Origin of the sequence: Streptomyces sp. NPDC092369 (assembly GCF_044755245.1) — a bacterium.
Classification (GTDB): Bacteria; Actinomycetota; Actinomycetes; order Streptomycetales; family Streptomycetaceae; genus Streptomyces.
Genome location: NZ_JBIVQP010000004.1, coordinates 47,905 through 68,615, shown reverse-complemented (window position 1 = coordinate 68,615; position 20,711 = coordinate 47,905). Strand labels below are relative to the sequence as shown.

Sequence of the window (20,711 nt, the reverse complement as noted above, 5' to 3'; positions counted from 1 at the left end):
CCCCCTCGCCCTTCGTCCCTTGGAGTGGTCGCATGCCGACACCCCCCAGCGCCGACCGGCCGTCCGCCGCGGTGGTCAAGGCCGCCGACGCCCTGGCCGAGGCGACCCGCATCGGAGTGCCCTGTCCTCCGGTGCGGTCCCTGCTGCCCGACGGCGACATCGCGGCCGCCTACGACGTGCAGCGCCTCAACGTGGCGCGGTCCCTGGAGCAGCGGGGCAGCCGCGTCGTCGGCCGCAAGGTCGGCCTCACCTCCCCCGCCGTCCAGCGCCAACTCGGCGTCGACCAGCCGGACTTCGGCGCGCTGCTGGCCGACATGGCCGTCCCCGACGCAGGCACCGTGCCCGCCGGCCGGCTGCTCCAGCCGAAGATCGAGGCGGAGGTCGCGCTCGTGCTGGGCGCCGATCTGCCGGACACCCGGATCACCGTGGCCGACGTGCTGCGCGCCGTCGACTTCGCGCTGCCCGCGCTGGAGATCGTGGACAGCCGGATCGCCGACTGGGACATCACCCTCGTCGACACGGTCGCCGACAACGCCTCCTCCGGCCTCTTCGTCCTCGGCACCAGCCCGGTGCCGCTGACCGCGGTGGACACGCGCGGGGTGCGGATGACGCTGACCCGCGCGGGCGAGCAGGTCTCCGCGGGCACCGGCGCCGACTGCCTCGGCGGTCCCCTCAACGCGGCGGTCTGGCTCGCGTCGACCCTCGCCGCGGCGGGCGATCCGCTGCGGGCCGGCGACATCGTGCTCACCGGGGCGCTCGGTCCGATGGTCGCCGTCACGCCGGGCGACGCCTTCGAGGCGCGGATCTCGGGATTGGGGTCGGTGCGGGTGGCGTTCGCGGCGGCGGAAGGCGCGACGGACGCCCTGCCGGAAGCGGGCGCAACTTCCGAAGGAGACCGGCGATGACCGACGATGTCCTCCCCACGTCCCGTACGAATGCCGGTACTCCGGCCCGCACCAAGGTCGCCGTCATCGGCTCCGGCAACATCGGCACCGATCTCATGATCAAGGTCCTGCGCACCTCGGACGTCCTGGAGATGGGCGCCATGGTCGGCATCGACCCGGACTCCGACGGTCTGGCCCGGGCCCGTCGCTTCGGCGTCGCCACCACGCACGAGGGCGTCGACGGACTGGTGGGGCTGGACGAGTTCGACGAGATCGACATCGTCTTCGACGCCACCTCGGCGGGTGCCCACCACCACAACGACCGGGTGCTGCGCGACCTCGGACGCCGGGTGGTGGACCTGACACCGGCCGCGATCGGCCCGTACGTCGTGCCGTCCGTCAATCTGGACGAGCACCTGGACTCCACGAACGTCAACATGGTCACCTGCGGCGGCCAGGCCACGATCCCGATCGTCGCCGCCGTGCGCGCGGTGACGCCGGTGCACTACGGCGAGATCGTGGCCTCCATCTCCTCCCGCTCGGCGGGGCCCGGAACCCGCGCCAACATCGACGAGTTCACCGAGACGACCGCCGCGGCCATCGAGAAGGTGGGCGGCGCGGCCCGCGGCAAGGCGATCATCGTGCTCAACCCCGCCGAGCCGCCGCTGATCATGCGGGACACCGTGTACTGCCTGGTCGGTGACTGCGACGAGGCCGAGGTGATCGCGTCGGTGGAGGAGATGGTCGGCCGGGTGCAGGCGTACGTGCCGGGTTACCGGCTCAAGCAGAAGGTGCAGTTCGACCGGCTCGCCTACGACGATCCGCTGCGTGGCCTGCTGCCCGCCGCCACCGGCGGCCGGGCGGCCCGGGTCTCGGTCTTCCTGGAGGTCGAGGGAGCCGCCCACTACCTGCCGTCCTACGCCGGCAATCTCGACATCATGACGTCCGCGGCGCTGCGTACGGCGGAGCGCGTGGCGACGCACCACACCTCGGAGGCGGCCAAGTGACCAGGCTGTACGTGCAGGACGTGACCCTGCGGGACGGCATGCACGCCGTCCGCCACCGCTACACCGTCGAGCAGGCCCGCACCATCGCCGCCGCCCTGGACGCGGCCGGCGTCGGCGCGATCGAGATCGCCCACGGGGACGGCCTGTCCGGGTCCAGCGTCACCTACGGGGTGGGCGCGCACACCGACTGGGAGTGGATCGAGGCGGTGGTCGGCGCCACGCACCGGGCCGTGCCGACCACCCTTCTCCTGCCGGGCATCGGCACCGTGCACGACCTCAAGCAGGCCCACTCCCTCGGCATCCGCTCGGTGCGGATCGCCACCCACTGCACCGAGGCCGACATCTCGGCCCAACACATCTCCGCGGCACGGGAGTTGGGCATGGATGTCGCCGGTTTCCTGATGATGTCCCATATGGCACCGCCGGCCGAACTGGCGCGCCAGGCCAAGCTGATGGAGTCCTACGGCGCCCACTGCGTCTACGTCACCGACTCCGGCGGCCGCCTCACCATGGACGGCGTGCGCGACCGATTCCGCGCCTACCGCGACGCGTTGGACCCGGCGACCGAGACCGGCATCCACGCCCACCACAACCTCGCCCTCGGCGTGGCCAACACGGTGGTCGCCGTCGAGGAGGGCGCCACCCGCGTCGACGCGTCCCTCGCCGGGCAGGGCGCCGGGGCCGGCAACTGCCCCCTGGAGGCCTTCGTCGCGGTCGCGGACCTGATGGGCTGGGACCACGGCTGCGACCTGTTCCCGCTCATGGACGCGGCCGACGACGTCGTACGACCGCTGCAGGACCGCGACGTACGGGTGGACCGCGAGACCCTCACCCTCGGCTACGCCGGCGTGTACTCCAGCTTCCTGCGCCACGCTGAGACGGCCGCGGCCCGGTACGGCCTGGACACCCGCTCGGTGCTGGTGGAGGTGGGCCGGCGTGGGATGGTCGGCGGCCAGGAGGACATGATCACGGACATCGCGCTGGATCTGGCGGGGCGCAGCGGGGGCTGAATTAGTTCAGCCCCCTGGACTCGCGCAGATGTCCTCCGGTGGGCGGAACGTGCGGTCGTCGCCCGACTCGGCGTTCACCTCGCTCCGTACGGTCTCCAACTGCCCGAGCAGCGAGGTGAGATGACGCCGGGATGGGTCCCGGAAGAACTCCAGCACGGCCCGGTGGAAGGCGTCGCGCAGTTCGGGTGGCATCACGTCGGAGGCGTCGAAGCACAGGGTGCGGGCGCCGGAGGTCAGCAGGGAGTCGATCTCCCGCTCGTTCGGGTCCGTGGGCGTCGTCGGCGGCAGCCCGGCCGGGTCCGGGAACAAAGGCCGGACCGCCGGGTCGGCCTGGGCCCGCCAGATCTCCCGGCCGGCCGGGCCGGAGAGCCGTTCGACCAGTACCTGGGCCGCCTCGTCGTCGGAGAACACGGCCGCCATGTCGCCCGAGACCTCGAAGGTGTCCCGCTCCTCGGACCGCCCGTCCAGATAGCGGGCCGACGGCTCCACGCGGACGTCCTTGTCGGCGTACACGTACCGGATGAAGGCGCTCTGGTGCTCGTGCGTGCAGTCGAACCCGGGTGAGTCGAGCAGGCCGCGCGGCTGCCCGCCGGGGCCCGAGGCGCCCTCGAACGACGTGGTCAGGGACTGTTCGACGGAGGCCGGGGAGCGCTTGCCGAGCAGGCGTGCCCAGGTGGTCCAGGCCCGTTCGACGGCCGGGGCGCGCCAGTCGAGCCGGCCGGTGGCCCACCGGGTGTAGACGTCGGGGCCCGCCTGGTGGAGCAGGATGTCCTCGACCCAGTCGGTGCCGGGCCAGCCGGAGGTGGCCTGCGAGGCCAGCCCCACGCACCACGTGGGGTCGGCACTCGACGCGCCCTTCCTGCTCCACACCAGGCTCTTGAGGTCGACCTTCAACGGCACCCAGTACGTACGGCGCCGGCTGTCCACGAGGAGGGTCGGCGACCACGGGGCGTAGGCGCGTTCGGCGCTCGCCTCGGCGAGGGGCTTGAGCCTGTCGCGGCGTGCGTACTCGGTGAGTTCGCCGATGCTGTTGAGGATCGCCACGTCCGGCGGATCACCGGCCTCCAACTGCGAGACGAGCGTCTCGCGGAGCGAGCGGGTGCCTTCGTAGGTGTACCGCCGTCCGGTCCCGTCGTCGAGTTTGGCGAGGGCGGCCTCGAAGGCCTCGCCCTCCTTGCCGGTCCACGGGCCGAGGACGACCAGGGGGTCGCGGGGGCCGGGGGTGCAGCCGGGGACGAGGGCGAGCAGACAGCCCGCGAGGAGAACGTGCAGCGGGCGGCGGAGGAAGAGGCGCGTGGACCGGGTCCTGAGACAGGTCATGAGACGGCTCCCGGGCGGGTGACGACGAGGTACTCGCGGCGGTAGCCGTGCAGGGCGCCGGCGATCAGCGCCGCGGCGACCAGTCCGGTCGGGAACACGAAGGGGGCGGCCCCGTCCAGGACGGCGAGCCGTCCGTCCGCGAGGTCGTTGTCGATCCGGGCCCGCAGGACCTCGATGGCGCGCGGGTCCGGACCAGCGAAGGGCCGTTCCTCCGCGATCACCTCGATCCGGGGCGAGGTCCGCTCGGCGAGCGCGTCGGCCAGCGGGACGGCCGCGTCCTGCGCGTGCTGGGCGAGCAGCGCGTCCGCCGTCAGCAGCGGTACGGCGAGCAGCGGCACGGCGGCGGCCACCAGCGGGAGGCTGAGCCGGATGCGGAAGCGGCGGCGCAGGAAGGAGACCGTCCGCCACAGTCCGGCGGCGAGCAGCACGAAGGCGAGCCCCGCGACGGCCGCGGCGGCGAGCACGCCCGCGCCCCACGCGGCCCGGTGCGCGAGCCGCTCCCGCAGCCCTCGTTCCAGGCCCGACACCCGGTCGACGATCGAGGTGGCACTGGAGCCGGTCGCCGCCGGACACGGTGGATAGGTGTCGTCGGCCTGCGCCGGGGCGACGGACGCCGAGCAGAGCATGCTGCGCGCGTAGGTCAACTCGGCCGCGCGCAGCACCGGGTCGGTCGCGTCACCCTGCGCCCGGCCCACCCAGCCGGTGTAGTCCACGACAAGCGCGGAGACCACCCGCAGTTCCTGCTCCTCGGCTACTGTCAACGCCCCGCTGCGGGTGACCTGGTTCAGACTCTGCGTCGCCCGCGCCACCCGCGTCCGGTACCGCTCGCTGAGCCCGCCGAGCTCCGCCGCCCGCCCCCCGGACAGACTTCGCTCGGCCTCGCCCTGGGCGACCAGCAGGGAGTTCCTGGCGTCCGCGAGGTCGACCAGGGCCGGCACCACGCGCTCCCGTACGTCGGCGGAGTCGTCGCGCACACCCGCGTACGCCCATCCGAACGCGCCGAAGCCCACCACGGCGAGCAGGGGCAACGCCACCAGCCGGTCGTGCAGATACGCGCGGTTGCGCCGGCCGGTGGGCGCCGGCCAGGCGTACCGGCAGGCGCGGCGGGCGAGTTCGCCGATCACCGCGGCTACGGCGGCCGCTGCCTGCGCGAGTCGGACGGCACTCCGCGCGAGGCCACGGAGGTGAGGGTCCGGAGCCGGTCGACGACTCTCTTCCCGAGCCATGGGCTGTCCCTGTGGTGTCGGAAGGCGAGCGGGCGGACTTCGTAGGCACGGTCCAGCAGGGTCTCGGCGACGGCCGCGTCCGCGGGGTCGGCGGAACGGGCGGCCTGGTGGGCGAGGGTGACGTAGAGCCGGGAGAGGTCCTTGCGCACACCGGGTCCGTCGGCGGGGAGGCCGAGCCGCGGGTCGGCGGCGGCCGCCAGAGCGGCGAGCCCGGCCGCGTCGAGGGCTCCGCGCGCCAGCACGTCCCGCACGCTCTCCCACACCTCGGTGGTCATCCGCACCCGGGCCTCCTCGTCGGTCAGCCCGTGCGCGTGGAACAGCAGGACGAGACGTTCCAGCACCGCGCGCAGCAGCACCGGTACCTCCTCCGCGCGCTCGACCGTCCGCAGGTGCTCGACCCCGATCCGCACGGCCGCCGTACGGGCCGCGGTGCGGTGCCGGGAATGCCTCGGGACGGCGTCCAGGACGCGGACGGCCTCCTCCCCCGCCCGTTCGTCCGCGAGCGCGAGGCGGGCGCGGGCGGCACCGAAGGCGGCGCCGCCCAGGGACGGATTGCGCAGCCGCACGGCCTCGTAGAACGTGAGCGCCTCGGGCCATCGCCCCAACCGTTCGGCGCAGTAGCCGAGCGCTAGTTTGGGCGCGTACTCGCCGGGGATGGCCGCGTACACCCGGTCGAAGTGCCGCCTGGCGACGGCGACTTGGTCCCGGGCGAGCGCGACGAGCCCTCGATGCCAGTCCAACCTCCAGTCGTACGGCGCCCGTTCGGGCCCGACCGACGCCTCGGCGGCACGCAGCTCGCGCTCGGCGGCCTCCGGCCCGTCGGCGGCCGTCCGCAACCGCAGCCGACAGCGCAGGAGATGGACCTCGGTGGAGTCGCTCCAGACCGCGGTGTGCTGCAACAGCGCCTCCGGGTCGGCCTCGCTCAGCCTGCTGAGCTCGGCATGGTGGTCGTCGTCGCGGTCGGGACGCGGGACGGGCAGCCGCTGGGCCGCCTGCGCGGGCGTCGGCGGGGCGTACGGTGACGGCGCCCGGTGCGCGGCCCAGCGGGAGAGGGGCGGCGCGGAGCCGAGGGCCCCGTCGAGGGCGTACGGCGTCTGGAGGAACAGCGGGGACGGCTCGAAGGTCTCCGTTCCGGTTCTGAGCGATCTCAACTCCCGGAAGACACCGCGCAATTGATCAGCCATCTCACGGGCGTCGGCGAATCGCTCGGCCCGCTCGGTCCGGGTCGCGCGGTGCAGCACCCGGGCGAGCGAGACCAGGCCGAGGCCTCGGGGGGCGGGGGTGGTGGGGCTCGGGGCGGGGGGACCTTCCGTGCCGGGCGGCGACTGGTCGGTGGCGCCCGGTGTCCCGTCGGCGACCGGGCCCCCGCCTGCGCCCTGTGCCGCCTCGGTCCTGCCTGGAGCCAGCGAGGCCAGGTCGCCGAGGGCGGCCAGGTCCTGGGGTGAGGTGCCGAGGCCGGTCAGGCGCCGCAGTGTCTCGCCCAGGCTGTACAGGTCGTCCTGGCCGGTCGATCCACCGTCGGGGCCCACGGTCGGGGCGCGGAACCCGTACGTCGTCAGCCCCGGCGCCCCCGTGGCCCGTACGCTCCCCACGTCGATGATCTTCGTCGCGGTGCCGTCGTGCATGACGTTGCCAGGCTTCAGATCGCCGTAGACGCGGCCGGGCCGGTCGGCGTGCAGATGTCCGAGCGCGGACAGGATCCGCACGCCGTACGCCAGCACGAACTCGTGGAAGCGGCGCCCGCCGAACTCGTCCGGGTTCAGCCGCGCCCGGGCCCGCACCTCCTCCAGCGTGAGGCCGTCCACGTACTGCAGGACGAGGAAGTCGCCGACCTCGGGGTGATGACCGTAGTTGAAGACACGGATGATGTCGTCGTGGCTGAGGTCGACCAGGGCCCGCCGCTCGCGGGCCAGCGCGCCCGCCGCGAAAGCCGCCTGGTCGGGGTGGAGGATCTTGATGGCGACCTCGCGGTCGTCGACCTTGGTGTCGAGCGCGAGGTAGACCTCGCCCATCCCGCCGTAGCCCAGCGGGCGGATCAGCCGGTACTGGCCCGCGAGCAACTGGCCGGGAGAAACGGGCAGTTCATCCGCGTCCACGCCGAGAGACGCCGCGCGCTCCAGCAGCGTGATCGAGGGCAGCACGGTCGGATCCGGGTTCTCCTCGGGCAGTTCGACATGCGCGGCCCGCAGGAACATCGGCTGTCCGGCGACCACGAGCGGCCCGAACGACCCATCGGAATCCGGCACTTCACCGAACCCGTCGCTGCCCGCGGCCCCCTCCATGCCTCCTCAGAATAGGGCCGGGGCGCGGGAATGACTCCTTGCGGTCCGGTCGTGAATCATGACGCCTCCATCGTGACGTCCGCGGCACGGTGCCGGAATCACGGCGTCCGGATCACGGCGTCGTCTGGTTCGCCGGGGCGTCGGTGCGTTCCCGGCCGGGCCTCCAGCTCAGGCGGTTCCCCTCGACGGCCTTCCCGCTCGGGCGAAGGCCTCCTCGGTCTGGGCGGCGAGCGTGGCGACCAGTTCCTCCGCGGCTGGCAGGTCATGGACGAGGTCGACGGCCTCGCCGGCCCACACCGGCAGCGACGGCAGGTCGCCCCGGGCGACGTCGGCCTGATAGGCGTCGCGGGCGCCGGGGTCCGCGGCGAGTTCCGCCTCCCGGCCCCGCCAGCGGTCGAGGTAGGGGTGGCCCAGGGTGCGGGCCGTGTACCGGTCCGGCCAGGGTGATGACCTGGCGATGTCGAGCACACGGTTGCGTTCCGTGTCCTCGCCACGCCCCTCCAGGATCGCCCGGGCGCTCGCGGGTTCGACCAGGGCCTCGGCCGTGGCCTGGAACCTGGTGCCGATGAGCGCGCCCGCGGCCCCCAGCACGAGGGCGGCGGCCACGCCACGGCCGTCGGCGATCCCGCCGGCCGCCAGCACCGGCACCGGCGCCGCCAGATCCACCACCACCGGCACGAACGGCAGCGTCGCCCGTCCGTGCCGCGCCCCGTGCCCACCGCTCTCCGTGCCCTGCGCCACGACGACGTCGGCGCCCGCATCGATCGCCCGGCGAGCCTCCTCCAGGTCGGTGACCTGCACGATCAGTGCGGCACCGGCGGCCCGGACGCTCTCGGCGAAGGGACTCGGGTCCCCGAAGGAGAGCACCACGGCGTCCGGACCGTACTCCAGAGCTTGTTCCACCGCACCGACGTCGGCCGCCCAGCTCAGGAATCCGACTCCCCACGGATGTCCTCCCCCGGCCACGATCGGCAACTCCCTGGCCAGCCACTCCCGTTCACCACCCCCCGCGCCGACCAGCCCCAGCCCGCCACCGCGCGAGACGGCGGCGGCCAACGCCCCGCCGGCCGACCCGCCCATGGGCGCCGAGGCGATCGGGTGCCGTACACCGAACAGTTCCGTGAACGCTGTCGACAGAGTCATGCCTGTCATCATCGGCCGGAGAGAAACCCCTGTCGCCAACGAACGTCGGCCGCCGCACAACGAACGTTGAGGTTTGAGGTGCGCACGCCGTACTGTGCCGGTCGCAGGTACTCGACCATCAGGAGCGATCGGTGGAGCTGATGCCCCCGGGCCCCGGCCGCGTCTTCGACACCACCCGCAGGCACACCGCACTCACCCCTACCTTTCAGGAAGGAGCACCTGTGAGTGAGGCCAACACCTCACTGCTGAAGACCGTCGCCCGCATCGAGGAACTGATCGCCGAGAGCGGTCGCCGGCTGGAGGAGGTGCTGGACATCGAGCAGTTGGCCCTGGCGTCCGGCTTGGCCGAAGCCGAGGTGGAGCTCCTGAACCGAGAACTGCGGAAGATCCTCTTCGACTTGGAGGTGGAGGCCGATCCGGCCAAGGCGCTCCGAGCCATGGGCGTCGTCCATATGTCCGGTCGAAGTCCGCTCATGAAGAAACCCGATTTGGCGGCGCTCGCCAGGATGGTCGCAGAGCTCCCATTCGATGTCGACCGCGTCAGGCGCGCGGTCGATCACCTGGCGAACCACCCGGAGGCTGATCAGTGAAGAAGTCAGTCGAGAGGCTCCAGAAGAAGCTCATGGCCGAGCTCACCACGGCTGTCGCCGAGGCGATCAGAGTGCCGGCCGAGCCGAGAGTCATCTTCGAGACGTTGTGCCAGGTGATGAGCGAACGCCGCGGCCGACCAGTGCAGTTGGTCATGCGGAGCTTCCCCGAGGAGCTGGCCAACACAACCACGGGGCTCTGGCTCGACCTCAAGGACATGGACGTCATCGTCGTCGAGAAGAACCTCGCCCCCGATCACCAACTCGTCGTCCTCGGCCACGAGTTGTGGCACATGAACGCCGGGCACTGCGGCCACGATCACGACGGAACCGCGGTTGCCGCCCGAGCGGCGATGACCGACGAGGTCGACTGGGACCTCGCCCGCACGGTGGCCGCGCGCGCCCAGTCGCACACCGAGGACGAGCTCGCCGCCGAGGGGTTCGGTCTGCTCATGGGCTCCCGTATGGGCGTCTGGCTGGCGGGCCCGGACACCCGCCAGGACCTCGACGATGTGGCACGGCGCATCAGCACGGCCCTCGGCCGCCACGGGCTGCAGGGCTGACGACCGTGACGATGACCCAGTCCTTCTGGACGATCGCGGCGGTGCTCGGCGTAGGGGTGGCCTACAAGTTGCCGGCCCTGCTGGGAGGCCGCCGCAACCCCCTCGCACGGCAGGTCGCCGGACTGCTCCTGACGGCGGTCGCCGTGTTCTTCTTCGCTGCGCCGTCCACCCTCGCGTGGCTCAACGACGTGACCGGCATCCCCAATTTCGCGGCGCCCTTCGTCTACAGCCTGCTCACCGGCTTCTGCGCCTCGTGTCTGCTGCTGATCGTGAAGTGGCGGGGAGGAGTCCCGGCGAGCGTCCGGCGTACGACGTGGTGGGTCTACGGCAGTTACGGCATGGTCATCGTCGCCCTGTGGGCGTGCTTCGCGCTCGGTGACCACCATGTCGAGCGGCTACGGGACCTGGACACGTACTACGCCACCACTCCGTGGATGCGCGAGATGATCCTGCTCTACCTGCTCGGTCACACCGTGGCCGTCCTGATCACTTCCATGCTGCTGTGGACATGGGAGAGCGGCTTGCGCGGCTTGGGCTGGCTCCATGCGGGCGTCGTACTGCTCGGCGTCGGCTACGCCCTCAACCTCGTCTACGACGCGGTCAAACTGATCGCCGTGGTCGCCCGGTGGACCGAGCACGACCTGGACTGGCTCAGTACCGACGTGGCGCCTCCCGTCGCGGGAGTGGTCGGCCTGCTGATCGCCCTCGGGTTCATCGTGCCGCACGCCGGAGAGGGGGCCTCGCACTGGGCGGCGGTCCTCCGCGAGTACCGGGCTCTCGCCCCGCTCGCCCGCACCCTGCGACATGTGCAGTCCGCTGCCTCCCCGGTGCCGATCCGCCCGTTCTCCTCACTCGACCTCCGCCTGACACACCGCAGGACGACCATCCGCGACGCTCTGCGGCAGCTCCAGCCGTACCTGGACATGGGCGAGCGCGACAAGGCCGTCCAGCGCTACCTGGATCAGGGGAAGACGCCGGACGAGGCACAGGTCCTCGCGGAGGCCACCGCCATCGTGGCCGCTGCCGCGGCTCCGGAGGATGCCGACCGCCGGGCGGCGAGGCCACCCGCGCGGACGAGCCCGAACCAGAGCGGGGACATCGTCGCCATCTCCCGTGCTCTGCGCGACCTGCCCACCCTGCACGCGGTCGGTTCCCACCCGACATCAGAAGGAACCGTGACGTCATGAATGCCCGCACCAACTCCCCCGTCGGCCGGCAGCACCGGGCCATCGTCATCGGCGGGGGTCTGACGGCCATGCTGACCGCGCAGGCGCTGTCGAGGCGCACCGACGTGCTCGTCGTCGAGCGGGACTCCCTGCCGGAGGCACCCGAGCATCGCAGGGGCCTGCCGCAGGCGCACCATGTGCACCTGCTGTGGTCCGGCGGGGCGGAAGCCATCGCCACGCTCCTGCCCGATGTCCTGAAGGACCTCGAGTCGCAAGGCGCCCGGCGCATTCCCCTGACCAGCGGCATGGTCGGCCTCAGCCCGCAGGGGTGGTTCCGGCGCTGGCAGGAGAGCCACTACGCCATCGCCTGCCACCGGGACCTGCTCGACTGGGTGATCCGCCGTCAGGTCCTCGGCGCGAGCGACAGCGGCATCACCGTCATGCCGGGCACCACCGTGCTCGGCCTCGCGGGCAGCCCTTCCGCGGTGACCGGCGTCCACGTCCGCAGGGACGACGGGACGAGCGAGACCCTCCTGGCCGACCTTGTCGTCGACGCCAGTGGCAAGGGGTCCCGAACCCCGGTCTGGCTCAACGAACTCGGCGCCCCCGAGCCGCCCGTCCGAGAGGTCGACTCCGGACTCGTCTACGCCAGCCGCCTCTACAAAGCCCCGCACGGCCTCCCGGAGAGCTGGCCCATCATCAACGTGCAGGCAAACCCCCGCGGTGACGGTCCGGGGCAGGCCGGCGTCATCCTGCCCATCGAGGACGGACGGTGGCTCGTCACGCTGTCGGGTACCCGCGGCGGCGAACCGACCGGCGACTCCGGCGAGTTCATGAATTTCGCCCTGGGCCTGCGCCACCCCATCGTCGGCGAGATGATCAAGAAGGCGGAGCCGCTGGGACCCGTCCACGTCAGCCGGATGACGGCCAATCGTCGCCGTTTCTACGAGAAGACCGCACTGCCGGAGAACTTCCTCGTCCTCGGTGACGCAGTGGCCGCCTACAACCCCACCTACGGACACGGCATGTCGGTCGCGGCGCAAAGCGCGCTGACCCTGCGCGACATGATCGACCGTCACGGCTACGGGACCCCCGGCTTCACCAGACGCGTGCAGAAGGCGATCGCACGCCATGTCGGCCTCGCGTGGACCTTCGCCGTGGGCACGGACGTCTTCTACGACGGCGCGACCGAGGGCGGTCCCACGCTGTCCGATCGTATGGCCGCACGCTTCGTGGACCGCCTCACCCTCACGGCCACCGGTTCCGGCCGAATGGCACGCGACCTCACTGACGTGATGACGCTCCAGAAGGGACCTGAGTCGCTGTTCAAGCCCAGCACCCTGGTGGCGGCCGTGCGGGGCCCCCTCAAACCTCAGCTCACCGAACCGCCCCTCAGCCCCGAGGAAATCGGTGCCATCGAGTCCACCTAGCGTCTCCTGCTCAGGCAACTTGCCGATCTCCGCCCAGGCGGCCCGTGGCTACGCTGATGACCGCGTACGTATCAGGCGCGTACCCGAGGGAGAAGGAGAACGGACATGACCGCGCTCACCACCGCCGAGTCTCTCCGCGGCACCCCCGAAGGCCTCCTCTGGGAACCCAGTGATCGCTGGGTACGCGGCCGAAAGGACAAGGTGACCGTCGTCGACAGCCACCATCCCGTCCTCGTCTGGGAGCCCGGCGTGCCGGTGCCGCTGTACGCCTTCCCGCGCGCGGAGGTGCGCGAGGACCTGCTGCGCCCCGCGAAGAACCCGCCGACCGGCACGCACACGGGCTCGCAGATCTTCTACGACCTCGAAGTCGACGGCGAGTCGCTGGAGAACGCCGCGTGGACGTTCCCCGCCGCCGACCTCGCCGACCACATCGCCTTCGAGTGGTTCCGCCGTACCGGCAAGGGCCTCGACCACTGGTACGAGGAGGAAGAGGAGATCTTCGTCCACCCCCGTGACCCGCACAAGCGGGTGGACGCCATCGCCAGCAGCAGGCACGTCCAGGTCGAGATCGAGGGCACGGTCGTCGCGGACACGCACAATCCGGTGCTCGTCTTCGAAACCGGTCTGCCGACCCGTTACTACTTCCCGCGCGAGGACGTCCGCCTCGACCTGTTCACCCCCACCGACCACCACACCGGCTGCCCCTACAAGGGCACGGCCGCGTACTGGTCCTGGGCCGGAGAAGGGGACGTCCCACCCAACCTGCTGTGGAGCTACGCCGCTCCGCTGCCCGCGGTGGGCGCGATCCAGGGGCTGCTCGCCTTCTACAACGAGGTGCTCGACATCACCGTGGACGGCGAGCGCCTCGAACGTCCGGTGACCCACTTCAGCAAGAAGCTGCCGTAGAGCGGGAGTCGGGGGCGCGGAGGTTTCAGACCCGCACGTGCCGAACGAGCCAGGACATCATGTCGCCGAGGTCCCCGAGCACGTCGAGCACCACGTCCACCGCCTCCGGGGTGTGCAGCCGGTCGTCGCACCCCAGCGGTCGCACCGCGATGAGCGAACGGTGCCGGAGCAGTTCGGCGCGCGGATGGTCGGCCGGGTATCCGCGGGGGACCCGCTTCATGAGGTCACCGGTGATGTCGTAGTCCCGTTTCCTCAACTCCTCGACAATGGCGGTAAGTTCGCGACCGCTGCCTTCGGCGGCCACCGCCTGCCGGAAGGTGCGGATCTCTTCGGGAACGGGATACCACCAGGCCCCCTGGATCCGCAGTCCGTCGAGGTCGAAGCGCAGCCCGAACTCGACATGGCGCGCGAGCCGGATCACGGCGCCTTGGTGCTGCCACCACCAGGAGTTCGTCCGGTAGTGCCAGACGGAGAAGTCCTCGTACGCGGCGTCCCTGTCCGCGAGGTCGTTGAGCAGCGCGATCATCGGCTGCCGCACCAGCTGCTCGCGCTCTTTGCGGCACCTCTCCCGCACCGACTGCGAGGGCTCGCCCTCCAGTTGGAGCAGCACGTCGAACGCCCCCTCGGGCCACCCCGTGAACTGTCCGCCCATGCGGAGAGCCTACTTGCCCGTGGGGGCAATTCCACTGCCCCCGACCCTGTCTTCGCGGCCCATGACGTCCTGCCGGTCGGCCGCTAGCGTCCGAGCGTGAGCTCGAACATCCCGCCGGCGGATCCGGCCGTCGGCGGCGTCCCCGAACGGGCCGATGCCGAGCCGGTGGTGCGGACTCCGCAGCCGCCGAACGGAGACCGTCCGCGCCGCCGCGGTCCCGGCCCCTTCCTCCTGATCGTGGCACCCGCTCTGCTGGCGCTCGTCGGGGTGTCCGGCTACCTGGCCCTCACCGGCGGCCTCTCCCCCGCCCAGTCCCAGGACCCGGATGCGGCACCGACGGACATCAGCAACGTCGATGCCTCGTACGTCCCTTGGCTGCGCAAGGCGACCGCCGACTGCACGGTCGTCACACCGGCCGTGCTCGCCGCCCAGATCGATCAGCTCTCGGGGTGGAACGACGACAGCGCGAGCCTCTCGCAGCAGGGCATCGCCCGCTTCACGGACGCCCAGTGGCGGAGGTGGGGCAAGGACGCCGACGGCAACGGCCGGTCCACGCCCCACGATCCGGTGGACGCGATCATGGCGCTCGGCCGGCAGGACTGCTCACTGGCCAAGAAGGTGACGGCCCTCAGGACCGAGGGAGCCGTCAACGGCGACCTCACGGATCTGACCCTGGCCGCGTACGCGGTCGGGACGGAGGCGGTGGCGAAGGCGGGCCGCGTCTCCGGCAGCGCGCGCACGTTCGTCGACGGGGTCACGGGACGGCGTCCGCAGTACGACGCGCTCGTACGGCGGACTCCCGAGGACACCGGCGGCCAGAACGCCTCCGCCCTCCTGTCCCCGCCGGTCACCACCCTCACGATCACCTCTCCCTTCGGCTCGCGCAAGCACCCCCTCACGGGCGTCACCAAGCTGCACACCGGGGTGGACTTCGGCGCGCCCAAGGGCGCCCAGGTGTCGGCCGCGCGGGACGGCCGGGTCGAGTTCGCGGGCATGACCACGGCGTACGGCCTCCGCGTGGTGATCGACCACGGCACCATCGACGGCAAACGGCTGGAGACGACGTACAGCCACCTCTCCGCCCTCCAGGTCACCGCCGGCCAGTCGGTGACGGCCGGTTCACCGATCGGTCTCGTCGGCTCCACCGGTCTGTCCACCGGGCCCCACCTGCACTTCGAGGTTCTCCTGGACGGCCAGTACACGGACCCGGTCCCTTGGCTCAGGCCGACCGGGTGAGGGCCCAAACCGCCGGTGGCCTTGCCTAGTCGGTCGGCGATGCGGGCGGCGGGGCCGGCCATTCCTCGTCGTCCGGAGCCGGTGAGGGCCCGGGCGAGGTGTGAAGGGGGCCGCCCTCAACGGGGTGGCGAGCACGGTAGGCCGCCCGGTACACGGCCGGGGAGGAACCCATCTGCTGGCGGAAGTGACCCCGCAGGGCCACCGGGGAGCGGAAGCCGCAGCGTTGGGCGATCTCGTCGACGGAGTACTCGGAGGTCTCCAGGAGGCGCTGCGCTTGGAGAACCCGCTGTGCGCTCAGCCACTGCAACGGGGCACTGCCCGTGAGTTCACGGAAACGACGGTCGAAGGTGCGGCGGCTCATGTACGCGCGTGCGGCCAGCGTTTCGACGTCGAACTGTTCGTGGAGGTGCTCCAGCGCCCAGGCGATGACCTCGGCGAGCGGGTCGGTGCCGATCTCGTTCGGCAACGAGCGGTCCAGGTAGCGGTCGCCTCCCGTCCGGCGCGGCTGGATGACCAGGCGACGGGCCAGCGCATCGGCCGCCTCGTTGCCGTGGTCGGCGCGGACGATGTGCAGGCAGAGGTCGATCCCGGCCGCGGTGCCCGCCGAGGTCAGGACGTCTCCGTCGTCGACGAAGAGTTCTCTCGGATCCACGTGCACCGACGGATAGCGCTTGGCCAGCGTCGGCGCGTACATCCAGTGCGTGGTCGCGGGGCGGCCGTCCAGCAGACCCGCCGCGGCCAGCACGAACACGCCCGTGCCGAGCCCGACGATACGGGCGCCTTCCTCATGCGCCCTGCGCAGGGCGTCGACCGCGTCCTTGGGCGGCGGTGAAGTGATCGAGCGCCAGGCCGGTACGACGACCGTCCCCGCGCGTGAGATCGCATCCAGGCCGTACGGTGCGATGAGTTCCACGCCTGCCGTGGTCCGCAGTGGGCCCTCTTCGCCGCCGCACACCAACAGTCGGTAGCGCGGCACGCCGGCGTCCTGGCGGTCGGCCCCGAACACCGACAGCGGTATGGAGCTCTCGAAGAGGGGACCGCCACTGAACAGCAGTGCCGCGACGGTCTCCTTGCGGGAGCCTCGCGGGATCCTCTGCGCCGCGGATGGAGACCGGGACGGGGACGGGGAGGAGGATAGGGAAGAGGAAGGGGAAGGGGATGGCGGCTGTGGGGGCACCTGGGGCCGGTCGACCTGGCGGCCGGATTCCTCGCGGGGCCCGGTGGCCGGTGTGGCTGGTGCCGTCGGCCTGAAGTGGCCGACCAGCATGCGGAGCGGAGTGGCGGCACTCGGTCGGTTCCGCAGCACACGACGCAGACGCAGGCGCAGCTCCGCCTCGACGTCGGCGGCCGTGTCCTGCTCGCCCTGCTCGACGGCGTGGAGCAGATCGCTCCTGGCTCGGTCCAACTCGTTCCGGACTCCGGTCGCGCGCGTCTCGCTCCCCGGTTCGTTGTCGACGAGAAACGTGACAAGGGCGTCGCGGACCACCGGCCAGGCGCCGTCCCGCATGTGCGTCACCAGCTCAGCCGCACAGACCGCGACGAAGTCGTTCAACGAAGCCCTCGATTCCCCAGCGCTGTTTCCGGCAGCCCGTGGTCTGCCGGAAACACCGTAGGAGGAATGACCAATTCTGCACACCCGGTGCGGACTTGAACTCGTGCGACTCCCCGGATCGAGGGACGGGACCGGGCCGACCTCCAGGACTTCCTCCCTTGTGCGGAGCGACCGATCGCGAGCGCTGACGCTCCGGTCGCGCCGGCACCCTCATGACTCACGGTGACGATGTGCACTGGCTCGTGCCGTCCAGCTCAGCGCCGCGGCTCTGGCCAGGTGCAGGTGTGCGCGTTCCTCGGCACGCCCCGGCCCGTGCATGCGGACGTGGTGGAGATGGAGCAGGTCCGGGAGCAGGTCCTGCGGGGGCAGCGTTCCCGCGCCCTCAAGCACCCTTCGGTACGCGGCGAGCGCGACGCGGCGGGCGGACCAGCTCGCGGTGACGCGCGCGTCCAGGACTGGGGTGCCGGAGGCCCGGGGCATGAGGAGGGCGGTCGTCAGGGCGAGGGTCTGGTCGTAGACCGCTCGAAGTGGGGCGCTCCTGTCCGTGTGGGTGTGCCCCACCAGCCAGCGCATCGCCTTCTCGTCGTCCCCGAGCAGGCCGACGGCGATGTCGACCATGCTCGCGGCGGTCGTCGCACGAGCGTCGGGAGCGCCCGGATCCGCCTGCGCGGTCAGTTGGGCGAGGACGGCGGCCGCGTCGGCGGCGAAGTACTCCTCGGCCGCTTCCATCGCCGTGGGGCCGCCGAAGCGCGCGGTCTGCGGGTAGTAGGTCTCCAGGCTCGCGTGGGTGATCAGCCCCGCGTGCCGAAGCCGCCGGGTCCACTCGCCGATCTGTCCGACAGCGGCGCCGAGTGAACCGGGCGCGCGGGTCAGACGCAGACGTAGGTGGTCCTCGGGATCACGGTGGCGGACGAACCACCAGCGAGGCCCGCCCAACTCCCCGATCAGGGAGGGCAGATGCCGGGTCAGGAGCGGATCCTGACGGTCGCGGTGGCCGTACAAGCTGATGGAGATCACGTTGCCGCAGCCAGGCGGACGGCCGTCGTCCCGAGTGACGATGTCGCCCGATCCGCGGACAGGTGCACGGGGCTTGGCCACAGCGGCCAGGGGGATGACGATCTCGTGGGCGCGCCCGCCGGTCCAGCCCAGGTCCCCGGGTTCCGGTGCGGCACGCAGCAGCACCTTGCCGTCACGCTCGACGTGGGTGCGGAGCAGGAGCCGGTGCGAGGGTTGCGCCAGGTCCAGGTTCATGCGCCGGTCTCCGTCACCCAGGTACACGTGCTGGGGCAGGAGAACCTCACGCCGCCATTCGGCCAGGGACTTGTCCCACTGCGGCCACGGCGTCCGCGCGTCGGGCAGGTCGGCGCCGGCGAGGGTCCAGCGGGCCGGGGACAGTACGGTGCGCCCGTAGCGCAGTGCGGGCAGGAACGGCAGGCCGGAGACGGCGGCTCCCCACGAGAACCCGGTGCACGGCACGGCCAGTGCCACGGGTGCCTCGATGAGGAACCGCGCCAGCGGATGGGTGTGTCGGGTCAGATCCACCGCGTTCGGCAGCGTCGTGTGCACCGGGCGGCCACGGGAGACCGAGACCAGGTGCAGTTGCTCGGCATCGGCGGTCACCGCGAGGTCCGTCACGGGCAACTGGCCCGTGTCCGGGCCGTGGTGGTCGCCGACGGGGATCACCCACTCCGCCGTCCGCGGGGCGTGCGCGACGTTCACCGAGCGCATGTACAGCGGCGTGGTACTGATCTGCGCGATCAGGGCGTCCCGTTGCACGCCGGGCAGGCCGGCGTACACGTCGGTCATCCGGCGGCGGTCGTCCGCGTCAAACAGGTGGAGAAAGCGACCGGTGGCGATTCCGGCCGCACGGGCCACACCGACGACGTGCAGCGTGAACTCCCCTTGTTCCAGGGCGGATACGCTCGCGGCGTGGACCCGCACGGTCACCTCGGTACTCGGCTGCACGGGCCTGCCGGGATCGGCCACCGCCAGCTCGTCGATCGCGGCATCATCGAGCCGGACGTGCCGGCGGCGCCCGGTCGCGGCGGTGTACGCGAGCCGCAGCAGCTGGCTGTCCCGGGCGGTCAGCGACGGGCCCGTCGACGCGCCGGCGGTTCCGAGGTAGCCGGACGGGTAGCCGAGCAGGTCGACGGCGTCCAGGACGGGGACCACGGCTCCCGGGCCGTAGCGATCGAGGAAGCGACCGTGCCAGGCGACCCATGCCGGGCTCAGCGCCGCCCGCGGCGCCAGGCGCGTGAGCGCCGCGGCGGCCTTCGCCGCCTCCTCGGCCACCGCCTCCGGGATCACCAGGTCCCAGTCCAGCCGCAGGTCGAGGGCGAGCGCGGGTTCGGCGGTGGGACACAGCCGTCTCATCACGGCGCGCACCCGCGCACGTTCGGCGCGAGCGCCCACACCCGCGGCGGTTGCGTCGTCATGCCGTGCCAATCCCGCCGCGACCTCGGACAATTCGGCGGCCACGGGCAGCTGCGGCACCAGTCCGAGGAGGGCTGCGATCGGGTCGGAGGCCCTGACCGCAGGACGCAGACCGGTGATCAGGAATCGCTGTCGTACGAGGTTGGCGAGCAGGTTCTCGACAGCGGTGGGCGAAGCGGCCGGGAAGCCGACGGACAGTGTTGCCGCGAGATCCGCCCACAGGACCGGCGTCCGCGCCCCCTCCATGGCCATGCGGACGGGCTCGGTCGCGCGTATCCCCACGTGCACGGGGTCGCCGTCGTGCGCACTGCTCGCGCGGTGCTCGACCATCAGCCGTCCGTCACGCTCGAACGCGAGGCTGGACGCGAGCAGGGTCAACTGGGGCCGCAGCTCACGGAGTTCCTCCAACCGGTCGACAAGAGCCGCGGTCCACGCCGCGTCCGGTCTGGTGACCGCTCGGTGCTCGGTACCCGCACGCAGCACGGGAGCGGCCCCCGTACGGGCGGCCGCGACCCCGGCGAACAGACCGAACGGAGTGGCACGCGAGCGGGCCCGCAGCAGGTAGCGCACCACCGACACGACCGCGCGCCGCACGGCGGGTTCCGGCACCGGCTCGCCGACGCATATCTGATGCACCCGTCTCGCCAGGACCGGGCTGGAGAACTCGACCGCGTCGGCGAAGTCGGTTTCCTGCCACAGCCGTTGAAGCCACGCCCGCCACGACTCCGTGTGCGCGGACGAGCCGGTCAGGTCCGGCCAGACCACCGGGCGGTCGGGACACCGGACCGCCGCCCGAACGACGGCCGCGTCGACATGGCGGTACAAACAGCCCCCCAGCAGCTCAACGGCGTTGTCCTCCATGGGATGTTGTCCGCGATTCCTCCCCACCACCAGGTGCCGGAGAAGATTATGAGTCATGGTCATTTCGCCGGCTGCCGCGCCACTCCGGTGCCGCGGAGTCTCCATCAGCCACTGAACTGGCTGAATGCCGCCCCAACTAAACGACGACGTATGGGCTGTTGCCGTACGGACTGTCTGGCTTAGCCTGGGCGCCGCACACGGCAAACGGCACATTCCCATCATGTTCGCGAAGGGGAGAGAATCATGACAGCTGTGTCTCCTGAGAAACTCGCCGATGAGGAATTCGGTGAGCTCGAAGAACTCCAGGTGATCGATTCCAGCGAGCTGAAGCTCGGCGCGGCGTACCACACGTACACCTACATCGCGGCGGAGAACACGGAGGACATCCCCGACTAGCACGCCCCGGAGGCAAGGCAACTCTCCGACGGACGAGCCCGGTGGGACGAGGAGGTG

16 protein-coding genes and 1 pseudogene are annotated in these 20,711 nt (G+C 71.7%); 10 read left to right on the top strand and 7 right to left on the bottom strand.

Annotated elements, in window-relative coordinates; genetic code table 11:
- Positions 1–32 precede the first annotated feature (32 nt).
- From ACIQI8_RS24160 to dmpG, 3 genes are read left to right on the top strand one after another with little or no spacing between them, the layout of a single operon-like run.
- Positions 33–905: a 2-keto-4-pentenoate hydratase gene (locus ACIQI8_RS24160; protein ID WP_402354308.1), complete on the top strand. Its 873-nt coding sequence runs from the start codon at positions 33–35 to the stop codon at positions 903–905.
- The gene (locus ACIQI8_RS24155) at positions 902–1,891 is read left to right on the top strand and encodes an acetaldehyde dehydrogenase (acetylating) (protein ID WP_402354305.1); all 990 of its coding nucleotides are present in this window, start codon (positions 902–904) and stop codon (positions 1,889–1,891) included. Before ACIQI8_RS24160 ends, ACIQI8_RS24155 begins: the two co-directional genes overlap by 4 nt.
- Complete coding sequence (gene dmpG / locus ACIQI8_RS24150) at positions 1,888–2,901, top strand: 4-hydroxy-2-oxovalerate aldolase (RefSeq protein WP_402354302.1); 1,014 nt, start codon at positions 1,888–1,890, stop codon at positions 2,899–2,901. The genes ACIQI8_RS24155 and dmpG overlap by 4 nt, the downstream gene beginning before the upstream one ends.
- A 6-nt stretch (positions 2,902–2,907) precedes the next feature.
- On the opposite strand, the gene ACIQI8_RS24145 is transcribed toward dmpG, so the two are convergent.
- The 4 genes from ACIQI8_RS24145 to ACIQI8_RS24130 all read right to left on the bottom strand — a co-directional run bounded on the left by ACIQI8_RS24145 (position 2,908) and on the right by ACIQI8_RS24130 (position 8,872).
- Positions 2,908–4,221: an alpha-glucoside ABC transporter substrate-binding protein gene (locus ACIQI8_RS24145; protein WP_402354299.1), complete on the bottom strand. Its 1,314-nt coding sequence runs from the start codon at positions 4,219–4,221 to the stop codon at positions 2,908–2,910.
- Positions 4,218–5,345, bottom strand: a complete 1,128-nt coding sequence (locus tag ACIQI8_RS24140; RefSeq protein ID WP_402354296.1) for a hypothetical protein — start codon at positions 5,343–5,345, stop codon at positions 4,218–4,220. The genes ACIQI8_RS24145 and ACIQI8_RS24140 overlap by 4 nt, the downstream gene beginning before the upstream one ends.
- 5 nt (positions 5,346–5,350) lie before the next feature.
- Positions 5,351–7,729, bottom strand: coding sequence for a tetratricopeptide repeat protein (locus tag ACIQI8_RS24135; protein ID WP_402354293.1), 2,379 nt, complete (start codon positions 7,727–7,729; stop codon positions 5,351–5,353).
- Between the two features lie 168 nt (positions 7,730–7,897).
- On the bottom strand, positions 7,898–8,872 hold the full coding sequence (locus ACIQI8_RS24130) for an NAD(P)H-dependent flavin oxidoreductase (RefSeq protein WP_402354290.1): 975 nt from the start codon (positions 8,870–8,872) through the stop codon (positions 7,898–7,900).
- A 221-nt stretch (positions 8,873–9,093) separates the two neighbouring features.
- Between ACIQI8_RS24130 and ACIQI8_RS24125 the strand changes: the two genes are divergently transcribed.
- The 5 genes from ACIQI8_RS24125 to ACIQI8_RS24105 all read left to right on the top strand — a co-directional run bounded on the left by ACIQI8_RS24125 (position 9,094) and on the right by ACIQI8_RS24105 (position 13,524).
- Positions 9,094–9,462 (top strand): hypothetical protein, encoded by a 369-nt coding sequence (locus ACIQI8_RS24125; RefSeq protein WP_402354287.1) that lies wholly within the window; start codon positions 9,094–9,096, stop codon positions 9,460–9,462.
- Positions 9,459–10,022 (top strand): toxin-antitoxin system, toxin component, encoded by a 564-nt coding sequence (locus ACIQI8_RS24120; RefSeq protein ID WP_402354284.1) that lies wholly within the window; start codon positions 9,459–9,461, stop codon positions 10,020–10,022. The genes ACIQI8_RS24125 and ACIQI8_RS24120 overlap by 4 nt, the downstream gene beginning before the upstream one ends.
- Before the next feature lie 11 nt (positions 10,023–10,033).
- On the top strand, positions 10,034–11,209 hold the full coding sequence (locus ACIQI8_RS24115; RefSeq protein ID WP_402354281.1) for an MAB_1171c family putative transporter: 1,176 nt from the start codon (positions 10,034–10,036) through the stop codon (positions 11,207–11,209).
- Complete coding sequence (locus tag ACIQI8_RS24110; protein WP_402354278.1) at positions 11,206–12,618, top strand: NAD(P)/FAD-dependent oxidoreductase; 1,413 nt, start codon at positions 11,206–11,208, stop codon at positions 12,616–12,618. Before ACIQI8_RS24115 ends, ACIQI8_RS24110 begins: the two co-directional genes overlap by 4 nt.
- A gap of 105 nt (positions 12,619–12,723) precedes the next feature.
- Positions 12,724–13,524, top strand: a complete 801-nt coding sequence (locus ACIQI8_RS24105) for a DUF427 domain-containing protein (protein WP_402354275.1) — start codon at positions 12,724–12,726, stop codon at positions 13,522–13,524.
- A 25-nt stretch (positions 13,525–13,549) separates the two neighbouring features.
- Here the strand turns inward: ACIQI8_RS24105 and ACIQI8_RS24100 are convergent, their stop codons facing one another.
- Positions 13,550–14,176 (bottom strand): DUF2461 family protein, encoded by a 627-nt coding sequence (locus ACIQI8_RS24100; RefSeq protein ID WP_402354272.1) that lies wholly within the window; start codon positions 14,174–14,176, stop codon positions 13,550–13,552.
- 96 nt (positions 14,177–14,272) lie between these two features.
- Here ACIQI8_RS24100 and ACIQI8_RS24095 point away from each other — a divergent pair, with 96 nt between their 5' ends.
- Positions 14,273–15,412 carry a M23 family metallopeptidase gene (locus ACIQI8_RS24095; protein WP_402354269.1) on the top strand — a complete coding sequence of 380 codons (1,140 nt, stop codon included), beginning with the start codon at positions 14,273–14,275 and terminating at the stop codon, positions 15,410–15,412.
- 34 nt (positions 15,413–15,446) lie between these two features.
- On the opposite strand, the pseudogene ACIQI8_RS24090 reads toward ACIQI8_RS24095, so the two are convergent.
- Positions 15,447–16,502 (bottom strand): annotated as a pseudogene (locus tag ACIQI8_RS24090) (helix-turn-helix domain-containing protein); the annotation flags it as partial.
- Between the two features lie 672 nt (positions 16,503–17,174).
- Positions 17,175–20,258: a lantibiotic dehydratase gene (locus tag ACIQI8_RS24085; protein ID WP_402354266.1), complete on the bottom strand. Its 3,084-nt coding sequence runs from the start codon at positions 20,256–20,258 to the stop codon at positions 17,175–17,177.
- A 243-nt stretch (positions 20,259–20,501) separates the two neighbouring features.
- Here ACIQI8_RS24085 and ACIQI8_RS24080 point away from each other — a divergent pair, with 243 nt between their 5' ends.
- Positions 20,502–20,654 carry a hypothetical protein gene (locus ACIQI8_RS24080; RefSeq protein ID WP_365440292.1) on the top strand — a complete coding sequence of 51 codons (153 nt, stop codon included), beginning with the start codon at positions 20,502–20,504 and terminating at the stop codon, positions 20,652–20,654.
- Positions 20,655–20,711: the final 57 nt, after the last annotated feature.

Coding starts and splice junctions, on each gene's coding strand:
- ACIQI8_RS24160 (WP_402354308.1), top strand. CDS start 33: ATGCCGACACCCCCCAGCGCCGACCGGCCGTCCGCCGCGGTGGTCAAG.
- ACIQI8_RS24155 (WP_402354305.1), top strand. CDS start 902: ATGACCGACGATGTCCTCCCCACGTCCCGTACGAATGCCGGTACTCCG.
- ACIQI8_RS24145 (WP_402354299.1), bottom strand. CDS start 4,221: ATGACCTGTCTCAGGACCCGGTCCACGCGCCTCTTCCTCCGCCGCCCG.
- ACIQI8_RS24135 (WP_402354293.1), bottom strand. CDS start 7,729: ATGGAGGGGGCCGCGGGCAGCGACGGGTTCGGTGAAGTGCCGGATTCC.
- ACIQI8_RS24130 (WP_402354290.1), bottom strand. CDS start 8,872: ATGACTCTGTCGACAGCGTTCACGGAACTGTTCGGTGTACGGCACCCG.
- ACIQI8_RS24115 (WP_402354281.1), top strand. CDS start 10,034: ATGACCCAGTCCTTCTGGACGATCGCGGCGGTGCTCGGCGTAGGGGTG.
- ACIQI8_RS24110 (WP_402354278.1), top strand. CDS start 11,206: ATGAATGCCCGCACCAACTCCCCCGTCGGCCGGCAGCACCGGGCCATC.
- ACIQI8_RS24105 (WP_402354275.1), top strand. CDS start 12,724: ATGACCGCGCTCACCACCGCCGAGTCTCTCCGCGGCACCCCCGAAGGC.
- ACIQI8_RS24100 (WP_402354272.1), bottom strand. CDS start 14,176: ATGGGCGGACAGTTCACGGGGTGGCCCGAGGGGGCGTTCGACGTGCTG.
- ACIQI8_RS24085 (WP_402354266.1), bottom strand. CDS start 20,258: ATGGAGGACAACGCCGTTGAGCTGCTGGGGGGCTGTTTGTACCGCCAT.
- ACIQI8_RS24080 (WP_365440292.1), top strand. CDS start 20,502: ATGACAGCTGTGTCTCCTGAGAAACTCGCCGATGAGGAATTCGGTGAG.